Raw genomic sequence first — 12,785 nt, 5'->3', positions numbered from 1 at the left:
ATTACAGCGAAGGTACGCGAAGACTTTCACCTATCCAACAACCAATGTTAATTGTTGAACCTTCGTCTATATCTGGCTCCTGAAAAATATCTGGTTTCTGCGGCGCTCTTCCCATATAACTACTTACTGCTGCATCTGCAGAAGATTTTATAGAAGGATCTACCCTACCGGCTCTTCTTGCATAATCTGCAGCTAACCAATATACTGCTCTTTTGTAGAAAATATTATTTCCACAATCATTAGCACTCTTTGCATACATATCTGCAATTTGCAAATAAGCACTTCCTAAAGATGGCTGCTGATTTAAAGCTTTTTTGTAGAAAGAACGTGCCGTAGAATAACTACCCTTACGCTTATAGTTGTTTGCAATTTTATTGTAAACACGTGCTTTATCAATTGGGTTCTCTTCTAACTCTGCAGACTGATTATAATATTCTAAAGCTTTAGAATATTTTCCATCTTTTTCTGCTAACTGACCTAAATACAAAGCAGACTTTGCTGAAGGTTCTTTTTGGTGTAACGCTTCTACTAACTTAAAGAAAAGCGGATCTTTTGTACATTCCTTAGCAGACAATCTTCCAGCAGCGTTTCTTAACCATGTAACATTTTCTTTATTCTGCTCAAAGTCTTTACTGTATAATGGAATTAAATTATCACAATCTGCTAAATCACCTAAAAGCGTATTAATTGAAGATTTAATAGCACTATAATTTCTTAAATATATTTCAGAATTTTTTAGTGTACGCTCTTCACCAGAACTCAGCTTTTCTCCAGCTTCTTGCTTTTTGATTAATGGTTCTGCTTCTTCTGCTCTGTGAATTTCTTCTTGCTCAACTTTTTTAATTAATTCATCATATTTAGAAAAAACCTCTTGTAAATCCTTTTCGCCTTTCCCCTGAAGATCAATTAATACATTAAAATAAGAATATAATGCTTTAGGACTATTGAAAGATTCTTTATCCATCTTCCAAGCCTTTTCAAACGCATCATATTGCGAAGCTTTTGAGCCTAGGTTATTATCAAATTTCACCTGTGCAATATCTGCATACGTTTCTCCTTTTGCAGTTTTATCAGGAAAGTTAGCTAAACGCAATTTATAATTTTCGATAAGCGCCTCGGCATACTTTTTTTGATCTGCCGTGTTTTTATTTTTTTCAGCTTCTTTAATAAAAGCCTTAAACATACGCTCTCCGTATTGGTAAGTAGCCAAGCGAAAATCCACACAACCTTCTATAAGCTCGTTATAATAAGGCTCTGCCGATTTGTAGTCTTTTATTTTAGCACTCTGAGAAAATAATGAAAGTGTTCTAGCACATTCAGCATCTTGGGCGCTTGAAAATTTAGGACTAAACAAGGCCGTGACAAGTACGATTAATAAAAAATTAGTTTTCATAGTTGATTTATATAAAATAATTAGTTAAACTTTCTTTCTTGAAACCATTTATCGTTAAACGACAAACTCATAAAAATACTTAGGAAATTTTCTTCTACAAGTGATGAAGATTTAGTACCTCTACTACCGTACTCTACACCAATATTTACATTACTAAACAAATTTCCTACAGGTAATCCAGCTCCAAAAGATATGCCAAACTCATTTATCTCTTCATTATTCAGTGTAATTCCTGTTTCCTGATAACGGAATCCGGCCCTAAAAACAATACGATTAAAATAACTGGTAATATCATTATAATCAGGAATGTAAAACCCGCCTAAACGATAAGTTGCTGCGTCTTCAAAATTAACATTATCAATGGCAAAAGATCGGTTAGAATATTCACTAGATTTAAGTTGTTGATATTCTATACCGGCAAACCAATGGCGTTTTTCTCCGATTCCAGCCCCAACTCTTAATTGAGCCGGTAACTTTAAATCTGTATCGCCTACATTGACATCTTGAACAACAACATCGATTACATTATTATTATTTCCTGATATAACAGAAGAAAGTGTTCTGTTATTTTCGGAAACAATTGTTGAAGACGGTCTATAACCAACAGAACCGGTTAATTGAAGTTTTTCTGAAATTTCTTGCTCGTATTGCGCTCCAAACTTAACGGTAAATCCACTTAAATCTGAACGGTTTTCTTCTTTAGTCCCATACTGAATTCCGGATTGAAACAAGATGTTTTCATTTTGGATATTTCCGAAGTTATAACTTCCTTCAACCCCAACTCTAAAGTTTTCAGTAATGCGATAACCGGCCGCCAAATAAAGTTTATTTAATCCACCTTGACCGGAATATTGACTATTAGACTCTGCGGTATCTTCCATTAAATCATATCCAACCGAAGTATAAGGGACAATTCCCAAACCAAAACCTAATTTACCCGCAGGAATACCAATTGCTAAATAATCTAAGGAAGTTGTGTTAATTTTATCACTTGCTTGATCGGTTTCAACAGTTTTACGATTATGTGTAACTCCTAAGGAATAGGTTGTTAATTTTAAAGCCCCGTAACCTGCAGGGTTTTGAAGGTTTACGTGAATACTATCTGATAAGATACTTAATCCCCCCATCATTCTATTTTCTGCCGTACCTTTAAATTTTGGCAAACCAATGCCAAAGTAAGAATACGGAGAGGAAATTATTTCTTGTGCGTTCCCAATTACTGAACATAAAAGAACAGCTATTACTATTAGTTTTTTAATCATCAATGTTTATTAAATTCTAAAATGCTATTCAATCCTCTTAACAGAAAATTTTCGGGGGCAAATATGCCATTTTTTAAACTCCTAGACAACAATTCACTATCTCCACCAGACAAAATTACTGTTAAATCTTTATATTGACTTTTATAAGTATCAATAAAACCGTCTATTTCTAACTGAATTCCTTTTAAAACTCCAATAATCATATTTTCTTCAGTTGTTTTTCCTGTTAGTTTTAAAGGTATATTTTTTACTTGTGTAATTAACGGAAGTTTAGCGGTAAAATTATGCATTGCTTTAAATCGCATTTGCATACCTGGAGAAATTGCTCCACCCTCATAATTATTCCCTTGTAAAAAATCGTATGTAATGCAACTTCCCGCATCGATAACCAACACATTTTTGTTAGGAAATAACACCTTTGCTCCTGCTACCAAGGCTAAACGATCTTTACCAAGTGTTTTTGGACTGGCATAATTATTCTTAAAAGGTAGCAACGTATCATCTGACAAAACTACTAATTTGCCTTTTACTTGTAATAATTTAAACCAATTTTCAGGAATTTCAACAACGCTAGAAAGTATAATATGATCTATTTCAGGATACTTTTCAATTTTTTTTAAAATTTCTTTCGAAAAAAATTCAATTAAAAATCGTTCAAGCTCAACAATTTTATCCTGCTGAAAAACAGCAAGTTTAACCAGAGTATTACCTACATCAATAACTAAATTCATTCCCGTAATTTTAAAAATACGACTACAAAGAACGCATTTTTTTTGTTTTTGTTTGTGCAATTGTAAAAATGAATATATATTTGCAACCGCTTTATAGCACTGGTGCCTTAGCTCAGTTGGTAGAGCAAAGGACTGAAAATCCTTGTGTCCCTGGTTCGATTCCTGGAGGCACCACCGCAAAACCTCGATCTCACGATCGGGGTTTTTTGTTTTGTATTAATGACTTTATATTTTTTCAATTGTTGCAGTTTTATAAAAGAAGTATAAAAAAAAGCAGGAAAAAATTTCCTGCTTTTTTTATGCATAGAGTTTTGTCTTAGTTTGAACGAATTACTTTAAATATTTTCACTCGGTCGTTTTGTTTTACTTTTAGAATTAACAAGCTGTTATTAGCTAACGCACCGGATAAATCTAGCATTACCTGCTTATTATTTGCCATAATAGTTTGCACATTATATTTTCTACCTAATAAATCATATACTTCTAAAGAAATATTTTTTGATGCATCAAGTCCTTGAATTGTAACCCTTCCTGCTGTTGGATTAGGGAAAAGTTTTACAGAATTCAAGCTTTTTATGTTTGTAGAAAGAGAAGCATCTCCCCAAGCCAAGTAATAAAATGCTTCTTCAATATCCATATCATCAAAAGTAATTTCATTACCATTTAAGACAGCTTGCGCAGCAATTTCAAATTCGCCACTTAAACTATCTTTTTTAATTAGGTAAAAATCTTGATAATTAGCAAGTATCGCCGCATGATTACTTAATGCATCTTCTAAATTTATCTTGAATGATGCGTAAGGTAAGTTAAGTGGACTTATTTGCCAACCGCCTTTTAAATAATTAAAATCGGTATAATTGCCAGGAACAGCTTCTACATTTGGATCGTTATTTTTTCCGATAACCAGGTTGTTTATATAACTTGAAATAACATCGATTGATTCAAGTCCATGACTTTCAATTGTATTATTTCTACTCCATTGCCCAACCGCTTTATCTTTAAAATTATCTTCCAGCTCACAAACCGGTGAAGTTGCTGCAATTAAGCTTCCGCCATCTAATGTAATATCGTAGGTTTCGGTTCCTTTACTAAATAACATGGACGTATCTACGGTTGAAATTTCAAAATCATAATAAAGTGACAAGTCTGCTTCTGTTCCTGAAAGTGGGTAATGCATGCTTTCTACTATTTCTGTAGGAGTTAATGCTCGTTTCCAAATTCGTAATTCATCTATTTCGCCATTTACATCACTTCCATAAGCAGGACTATCTCCAATTCCTAATCCCCAAGAATTAGGCACATATTGCTCGAACGAATTTTCTGCCACAAATTCTCCGTTTAAATAATATTTTATGAATCCATTTTTAGTTGCGGTTACCGTAACGTGATTCCATTCCCCTATATTCCATGAATCCCCTTGATTAGATATGGCGTTCCATCCGGAACCATTTGTTCCGGCCACAATGTTTAATTGATTACTATCCGGAAACTCAAAAGATAAACCGGTAGTGTTGTTATTAATTCGACCATTACTTGCTAAAATTTTATAATTATTTCCCGGATCTGCATTTAATTTTGCCCAAAACTGAATACTAAAATCTTCATTTAAAATTGGGTTTAACATCGTTCCTTCGATAGCCATATTTTGACTTCCCGGTATTTTTAAAACTTCTCCTCTTGAAGAAACAATCTCAGCTTCTTGTAAAATTTCTTCATCAGAAATTAATCGCGCATATAAATTTACTTCATCCAAAAGTCCGTCAAGGTTCTCACCAATTTTTATAGCACCTAAAGATTCTTCTGAAGAAGCTATATCATTCCAACTTTCAATTAAAAACCCGTTATAATAAAGAGATAAAACACGTTTTACATTATCATATTTCCAAACGATAAAAGACCATTTATTTGGTGAAAATTGAAATTCACTTACTTTAAATTCTTGCGTACTATGGTTTAAGTAATAAAAATAACCTAAGTCAGAAACTCCTAATGATAATCCTTTATTATTTTCTTCATTAGAGAAAAAAGTAATATTTTGATTAAGACTTTCCGGTTTTACCCAATAGGTTAACGAAAAAGATTTATCATGTAATTTTAAACGCTGAGCTGAAGGAATTTCTAAATTTGTATTGCTAGAAAAACGAATAGCTGAATTTGCCTCTCCGTTTCGATCTTCATCTAATGTATAATTACTGGCGTTTACCGTATGGTTATAAGAAGACGTGTCCTCAACAGAATTATCTATCGGTAAAGCCAAGTTATGAGCATCAGAATTTTGACTGGTTAACATATCTTGATGGATAATTTCTTCAAAATAAGGGTTTCCGTCTAAGCCAACATATTCAACTTTCATTCTGCGGTCGTCTGCATCTCCATAAACATTTACACGAAGATAGGTTTGTTTTACACCGGTAAGAATATGGCTTGTTCCGTAATTAATATTATAATTTCCATTACCGACATCTGAATTTAAATTTCCGGAAAGCACATCGATTAACGGGTAATTCACATCACCGTCTCTTACCATAAATTTTTGTTCGTGAATATCTGCACTAAAAGAAATCACGCCATTAATATTATTCTGCTTAATGTAGTCTATCAATTCGTCACCTTGCGCTGTATTACAGAAATTTCTTCCGCCACAATTATTTTCAAAAGAAGGGGTTCCGTTAATTAGAACTTTAAAGCTTGCCGTAGAATTTGACAACTCAGTTTTTAACCACGCTAATTGATCTGGACCTAAATGTTGCTGTGTTCCGTCTCTATAACTACGGTTATCTAATAAGAAAAACTCTACATCCTTATATTCATAAGAAGAATATAAACCTTGACCTTCTGGCGTACTTTTATATTCAGGATTTGGCCACCAATCCATAAAAATATCACGCATCTCATCAATGGTAGGCATATTTTTATCAAATTCATTCGGACCTAAATCGTGATTATCCGTAATTGCTAATTGAGGCATAGCTACTGTAAGACTATCATGAAAATCTCTCTGAAATCTATAACGATCAAATGCATTATCTTTATTTGCCCAATCGTCTTCTCCGTTTGGACATTGCCCCATTGCGTGTTGAAGACCTAATAAATAAGTAGCATCTCCTAACCAAATCATCATATCGCTTCCCTCTTCTGCCATTTTATTAAACATGGTTGGGCTTCCGTTAAAATGAAACGTAGATTCCGGTTGATCTATACATCTGCTCAAATCGTAAATTCTTCCGCAGCCACCCGATAAAAATTCAAAATCATCTAGTGTGTTTTGTGCGTTTTTTATAGAAGTTACGCGATCAGTTACAGCCACATTATCAGCAAGTAATTTTGCAGTATAGGTATCGCCTTGGGTTAAACCGGTAAATTCATACGATCTTAGATTATACCCTAAACGTGTATCGCTGTTGTACACCGTACCGCTAATTTCTGTTGACGAAGAGTTGTCGTTTGTAAAAGAAAGTTCTAGCGAGTTGTTGGTATTTGTATTGCTTTTTGTAAGTACCCAAACGCGTACAGAATTATTGTAAACGGGGCTAAACATCGGCCCGTAGACTATAGAATCTCCGGGAATGGTGGTTTGTGAGTACAATGACAGACTTCCGCAAAGCGAAATCATTATACCTAAGAAAAATAACTTTGTTTTCATACGTGCAATTATTAGTGGTTTTTGAAATATTTTTTGCAAAAATAATTGCGATATACGGTAGAATAGAATTTAGCTATTTAAGCTTTAATTACGAAAAGGTTACATAGTTTACCCTATGCTTAAATTAATGTTAGCTCTTATTTTGAAGCGATTTTTTAGAATAACAAAAAACTATTTAAAGCTTATTTTCCCTGAAAATATTGACGATAAATTTCAAAAAATAAACAAAAATAAAGCGAATTAAATATTTTGATGAGAATTATGCAATTAACAATTCACTAACAATCAAAAAATAGAAAAGGTTATTTTTTTCTCATATTATCGGTAAGTGAATTCATAAACGCGATTAGCGCTTCTTTTTCTGCTTCGGTTAAATTTAAAGCTGAAGGCGATAATGTTTGCTGCGGAAGCTCGTAAGAAAGACCAATTCCTGCAGCGCCGCCTTTATCATAAAAATCGATGACCTGTTCTAAATTTTCATATGCACCATTATGAAAATATGGAGCCGTTAACGCTACATTTCTAACACTTGGTGTTTTAAAAGATCGCTTATAAATTTCTTGCGCTTCTGGATAAATTCCGTTATTGAATCTTCCTAAATCATCGTCAATTTTATAAGTGTTTGGCTTTTCTAGAACACCTAAAACTTCGCTTTCATTTTCTTGATAAAGTGGCGGGACTAATCCGCTAAATGTGGGCGGAAAATGACAAGTTGCGCAATTGGCTTTTCCCATAAAAAGATTGAAACCTTTTTTTACTTCAGTATCTATTTCGGTAATTTCATCCCGCATATATTTATCGAAATCGCTATTAAAAGAGCGTAAGGATAAAACATAAGAAGATAAAGCTTTTGCAAAGGAATATCGGGTGATTTTTTCTTGTTGAAAAGCATTTTTAAAAGCGTTTTCATATTCTTTTTTATTATTTAATTTTTCGATTATTTCAGAAAAACTGGTATCGAATTCCAAGTGACTTTCAATTACATGTTCTGCTTGTTCTTCTAAATCTCGTGCTCGTAAATCATAAAAATAACGGTCGGCAAAAACTGCATTAATCAAACTGGGAGAGTTTCTTAGCACGGTTTTTCCTTTTACGCTGGCTAAAGATTTTGCTTTTGCGTCGGAAAAAGCTAATTCCGGTTGATGGCAACTAGCGCAACTTATTTTACCAGAACTACTTAAAATTTTATCGAAAAATAGTTTTTCACCAAGGTTTTGTAAATCTTCCGAATTTTCGTTTTTTTTTAACAAACTATAATAATAGGGATTCAAAAGATTTTCAGAAAAGATGGAAATACTAGAAGAATTCCACGAGGGTTTTTTACCATAAACTTCAGCGGTAGAACGCAAATTTAATTCGGTTTGAATTGACCGAAATTCTTGATATAGTGGATCGATATAGTTTTTAATAAACGTTAATCTGTCGAATGTAGAAAATTCATAATTATGCTCTAAAAACTGAATGCTTTTTTCTAATTTCTCACGAATACTTTCTGATTTTTTTGAGGATAATTTTTCTAAAAAAGGATGTAGATAAAATTGAATTCCGTTAAGCGCAAATTTGCTTTCTTTAACTCCGGATAATGAACCCGGCGTGTCAAAACCGGTAATTCCCATAGTCGAAATTCTTATTAATTCTAAGCGTAAAGCTTCAAAAATTTCGAAATCATAAAAATAAGTTCTATCTGAAATTGCCTTTTTTATCGGTTGAAAATATTCTTGCAAATTTTGAGCTAACTCCAAAATTTCTTCTTCATTGGAAGTCACTTCATCAGAAAAAACAAGTTCATCTAACATCTGAAGTCCCTTAGGATGTATAACTTTTGGCTTGCCTTTATAATGCTCTGTATCTAATAAATCTAGCGGAAGACTTTTTTTATAATCGGTGGCGTTCATCACATAATAGCCTTTTTCTTTATATTTTTCATCTATCGGAAAAGGATCCAGATGCTTTAAAGGAGCACCGTTTAAGTAAGCCTTTACGTGTTCGGGATAATAAAATGTAAGAATAGCTTCTATTTTTTTATAGGCTATTCTGGTTTTATGAAGTTGATTTTTTAGAGCCTGCAGCGAAGCGGAAGCGTCCTTATATTTTTCTGAAATTAAAACGAGTTCATCAATTTCTGTAGAAAATGTATCAACTTTTTTTTCAATTAAGGCCTTAAAGGACTCATTTTCTTCAACTGAAATTACTTTATAAGAATCCGCTTCTTCTTTAGTTTCCCGAAAAGCAAGAAAAATGATTATAACACCGAATAAAATAATTACAAAAGAAAATCTACTTACAAATTTGGCCGCCATATATAAAATTAAGCGGCAAAATTAGTTTGCAAACCTTAAGTGAATATAAGCTGAAGTTTAAGAAATGATGAAATAAAAAAATTCTTATAAAATAATATCTCTTATTTTTGAACTATGGAAAAATTTGAGGAAATTAACAATCATTCTTTTGGATTATTATTTGAATCTGTTTCAGAAGGAATTATCGTGGTAAACAAGCAACAAATTGTGGTAGCCAGCAATTCTTCTGCAAATAAAATGTTTGGTTATGATGAAGGCGAGTTAAAAGGTCAACATTTAGACACCCTAATTCCTCAGAAATATCATCATCAACATCAACACCACGTGGAGCAATTTATGCAAAGCTCTGAGCAGCGACAAATGGGACACGGACGTGATTTATATGGTTTACACAAAGATGGCTCACAATTTCCGGTAGAAGCAGGTCTAAATCCTTTTGAGCAAGAAGGCCATCATTACGTGATGGCAATGGTTATAGATATTACCATTCGAAAAAAACATGAACAACAAATTCTTGAACTCAATAATCAATTAGAACATAAAATTGAAAAAAGAACTAAACAATTACGAAAAACGGTTCTGGAACTAGAAGATGAAATTGTAAAACGAAAAGAAGCCGAGAATAAAATAAAAGAATCACTTAGAAAAGAACGCGAACTCAACGAGCTTAAAACCAAATTTCTCTCCTTAGTTTCGCACGAATTTAAAACACCGCTGAGCGGAATTTTAACATCCACAACGCTTATTGGTAAATACACCCAAAGAGAGCAACAAGAGAAAAGAGAAAAGCATTTAAAAACCATAAAAAGTAAAGTAAAATACCTCAATAATATTTTAGATGATTTTCTTTCTGTAGAGCGTTTGGAAACCGGAAAAGTCAGTTATAAATTCAGTAATTTTCCGTTAAGCAAAGTTATTAACGAAGTGATTTACGACGCTAATATGCTTTTAAAAGACGGGCAAAAAATAAAGTATCCTGAAAATATAGACGATATTAATTTACATTTTGATGAAAAAATTCTAGAACTAATTTTTACCAACCTAATTAATAACGCTATAAAATATTCCCCCGAAAATTCCCTTATCGATATTCAAGCATTTTCAGAAAAAGATTGGCTAAAAATTCAAATTAAAGATGAAGGAATCGGGATTCCGGAAAAGGAACAAAAATATATTTTTAAACGTTATTTTAGAGCAGAAAACGCTCTCTTAAATCAAGGAACGGGAATCGGTCTAAATATCATAAAAAGTCACTTGGAAAACCTTGGTGGAAATATTAATTTTATCAGTAAAGAAAATGAAGGAAGCACATTCACTGTGAAGCTTCCACTAACCCAAAATGCTTAATTTATGAATACTATTCTTCTTATTGAAGATGACGCGGTTTTACGAGAAAATACTGCAGAAATTTTAGAACTTTCAAATTACGATGTACTCACTGCACCGAACGGAAGAATAGGAATAAACAAAGCCTTAAAAGAAAATCCAAACATTATTGTCTGCGATATTATGATGCCCGAAGTTGACGGCTACGGAGTTTTAGAAGCCTTAGCAAAGAATAAAAAAACACAACATATTCCATTTGTATTTCTTTCTGCCAAAACCGAGCATAAAGAAATTAGAAAAGGAATGAATATGGGCGCAGACGATTACTTGACCAAGCCTTTTGACGAAGAAGAATTAATTAGTGCCGTAGAAAGTCGGCTGGCAAAAGCTAAAATTTTAAGCGAAAATATTCAGGATTCTTTTCCTAAAAAAATAGAGAAAAATGATGATGTTAGAAATCTAAATGAACTTAAAAACCTTTTTGATGATGAAGGCGAAATAAGCACGTACAAAAAAGGAGAAACTATTTATAAAGAAGGAGATCACTCTAATTACATCTATTTAATTTTAAAAGGCGTAGTGAAAACTCACCAAATGGATGAAAATGGAAAAGAATTAATCACTACACTTTTTAAAGCAGACGATTTTTTAGGCTTCACTTCTTTTGATGAAAACATTCCGTATCAAGAATCGGCAACCGCGGTAGAAACCACAGAACTTGCCGGTATTTCTAAACAAACTTTAAAAGGAATTCTAGAAGAAAATAAAAAAGTTTCCTTGGAATTAATGAATGTGCTCACCGATAATTTATCAGAAATAAAACAACAACTTTTGCAAATGGCGTACAGTTCTGTTAAACGAAAAACCGCGCAAACCATTCTTCAGTTTGTAAAAGTATTAGATAAAAAACCTTCAGAAAATATTAAAATTTCACGTACTGATTTAGCAAGCGTTGCCGGTATCGCCACAGAAAGTCTTATCAGAACTTTATCGAGTTTTAAAAAAGAAGGTTTGTTAGAAATTGAAGGTAGAAATATTAAAATTCTAGATATTGAAGGTTTAGAACTAATGGAGTAAACCAGTGTCTGAAAGAAAACCTTCGTCAACCTGAACTTGATTATCTCCGTTGAATCTTCGATTTCAGATTCTCCTATCTATATGTTAATTAAAATGATGAGATTCTGAAATAAATTCAGAATGACGTTTTTTTCAATTTTTATATAACTTCATAAAAAAAATAGAAAGCTGATTTTTATCATTTTTCAGTACTAACTCATCTTCTACTTTTGCTTTATAATATTGAAGAAGATGAATATTTTATTGCCTACCGATTTCTCACAAAACTCCTGGAATGCTATAGCTTACGCGGTTGATTTTTTTAAAAATATCCACGCCAATTTTTATATCATTCATATAAATGATCAAGAACCGGAAGAGGTTATTTCTGATGGAAGTGTAATCGAAAAGAAAAAATCGAATACTGTAATTCAATCTTTTCAACTTTTATTACAAAAATTACAGCAACAGAAAACCAATACCAAACATCATTTTTATACTTCAATAGAAGATGGCAATTTTATAGAATCAATTCGTTTGCACGTTGCTGAAAAACACATCAATTTTATTGTGATGGGAACGCAAGGAAACAGCAATTTTAAAGAAGCAACGGTTGGTAGCCATACCACCGATGTAATTACAAAAGTAAAATGTCCCATTCTTGTAATTCCTGAAAATGCCCGTTTTAGATCAGTTTCAGAAATTGCTTTTCCAACTGATTTTAATACACGCTATAAAACTAAAATTCTTAGCACCTTAAAAAGAGTTTCTCATTTCAACAATTCAGCTTTAAGCGTTTTATATGTTTCAAAAAAAAGTGAAGAATTAAGTGAAATTCAGCAAAACAATAAACTTTTTTTACAAGGGCAATTGCAAGATATTCCGCATAGTTTTCATTATAAAGTAGATTCAACTTTAGAAGAAGCAGTACAATCTTTTGTAGTTCAACACGAAGTCCGAATGATTGCTATGATGGCGAAAAACCTCAATTTTTTTCAACATATTTTATTTCATCCTATTGCAAAAAAAATCAGTTACCATAAAGAAATACCATTTTTAGTTTTACACGAATAA

At 32.6% G+C, this 12,785-nt stretch carries 8 protein-coding genes and 1 tRNA gene; 4 read left to right on the top strand and 5 right to left on the bottom strand.

Going from position 1 to position 12,785, the window contains the following annotated elements:
- Window position 1: 1 nt before the first annotated feature.
- The 3 genes from D9R05_RS09200 to D9R05_RS09190 are packed head-to-tail and all read right to left on the bottom strand — an operon-like array spanning window position 2 to window position 3,386.
- On the bottom strand, window positions 2–1,393 hold the full coding sequence (locus D9R05_RS09200) for a tetratricopeptide repeat protein (RefSeq protein ID WP_121666936.1): 1,392 nt from the start codon (window positions 1,391–1,393) through the stop codon (window positions 2–4).
- 20 nt (window positions 1,394–1,413) lie between these two features.
- Window positions 1,414–2,655, bottom strand: coding sequence for a hypothetical protein (locus tag D9R05_RS09195; RefSeq protein ID WP_121666935.1), 1,242 nt, complete (start codon window positions 2,653–2,655; stop codon window positions 1,414–1,416).
- Window positions 2,655–3,386, bottom strand: coding sequence for a type III pantothenate kinase (locus tag D9R05_RS09190; protein ID WP_121666934.1), 732 nt, complete (start codon window positions 3,384–3,386; stop codon window positions 2,655–2,657). The genes D9R05_RS09195 and D9R05_RS09190 overlap by 1 nt, the downstream gene beginning before the upstream one ends.
- 101 nt (window positions 3,387–3,487) lie before the next feature.
- On the opposite strand from D9R05_RS09190, the gene D9R05_RS09185 reads away from it, so the two are divergent.
- Window positions 3,488–3,560, top strand: a tRNA-Phe gene (locus D9R05_RS09185).
- Window positions 3,561–3,702: 142 nt separating this feature from the next.
- Here D9R05_RS09185 and D9R05_RS09180 read toward each other — a convergent pair.
- Entirely contained in the window at window positions 3,703–7,029 is a 3,327-nt protein-coding gene (locus D9R05_RS09180; protein ID WP_121666933.1) for a LamG-like jellyroll fold domain-containing protein, read from the bottom strand.
- 302 nt (window positions 7,030–7,331) lie between these two features.
- The gene (locus D9R05_RS09175; protein WP_121666932.1) at window positions 7,332–9,329 is read right to left on the bottom strand and encodes a cytochrome-c peroxidase; all 1,998 of its coding nucleotides are present in this window, start codon (window positions 9,327–9,329) and stop codon (window positions 7,332–7,334) included.
- Between the two features lie 114 nt (window positions 9,330–9,443).
- Between D9R05_RS09175 and D9R05_RS09170 the strand changes: the two genes are divergently transcribed.
- From D9R05_RS09170 to D9R05_RS09160, 3 genes are all read left to right on the top strand, one after another.
- The gene (locus D9R05_RS09170) at window positions 9,444–10,676 is read left to right on the top strand and encodes a PAS domain-containing sensor histidine kinase (protein WP_121666931.1); all 1,233 of its coding nucleotides are present in this window, start codon (window positions 9,444–9,446) and stop codon (window positions 10,674–10,676) included.
- 3 nt (window positions 10,677–10,679) lie between these two features.
- Window positions 10,680–11,732 carry a response regulator gene (locus tag D9R05_RS09165; protein WP_121666930.1) on the top strand — a complete coding sequence of 351 codons (1,053 nt, stop codon included), beginning with the start codon at window positions 10,680–10,682 and terminating at the stop codon, window positions 11,730–11,732.
- A 231-nt stretch (window positions 11,733–11,963) separates the two neighbouring features.
- Window positions 11,964–12,785, top strand: coding sequence for a universal stress protein (locus D9R05_RS09160; RefSeq protein WP_121666929.1), 822 nt, complete (start codon window positions 11,964–11,966; stop codon window positions 12,783–12,785).

Source organism: Mesonia aquimarina, assembly GCF_003667275.1.
GTDB classification, from domain to species: Bacteria; Bacteroidota; Bacteroidia; order Flavobacteriales; family Flavobacteriaceae; genus Mesonia; species Mesonia aquimarina.
The sequence above is the reverse complement of the archived record's forward strand: the minus strand, read 5'-3'. Positions and strand labels throughout refer to the sequence as shown.

What these genes read in the sequence shown, in the direction of transcription:
- D9R05_RS09200 (WP_121666936.1), bottom strand. Translation starts at nt 1,393, where the DNA reads ATGAAAACTAATTTTTTATTAATCGTACTTGTCACGGCCTTGTTTAGT.
- D9R05_RS09195 (WP_121666935.1), bottom strand. Translation starts at nt 2,655, where the DNA reads ATGATTAAAAAACTAATAGTAATAGCTGTTCTTTTATGTTCAGTAATT.
- D9R05_RS09190 (WP_121666934.1), bottom strand. Translation starts at nt 3,386, where the DNA reads ATGAATTTAGTTATTGATGTAGGTAATACTCTGGTTAAACTTGCTGTT.
- D9R05_RS09180 (WP_121666933.1), bottom strand. Translation starts at nt 7,029, where the DNA reads ATGAAAACAAAGTTATTTTTCTTAGGTATAATGATTTCGCTTTGCGGA.
- D9R05_RS09175 (WP_121666932.1), bottom strand. Translation starts at nt 9,329, where the DNA reads ATGGCGGCCAAATTTGTAAGTAGATTTTCTTTTGTAATTATTTTATTC.
- D9R05_RS09170 (WP_121666931.1), top strand. Translation starts at nt 9,444, where the DNA reads ATGGAAAAATTTGAGGAAATTAACAATCATTCTTTTGGATTATTATTT.
- D9R05_RS09165 (WP_121666930.1), top strand. Translation starts at nt 10,680, where the DNA reads ATGAATACTATTCTTCTTATTGAAGATGACGCGGTTTTACGAGAAAAT.
- D9R05_RS09160 (WP_121666929.1), top strand. Translation starts at nt 11,964, where the DNA reads ATGAATATTTTATTGCCTACCGATTTCTCACAAAACTCCTGGAATGCT.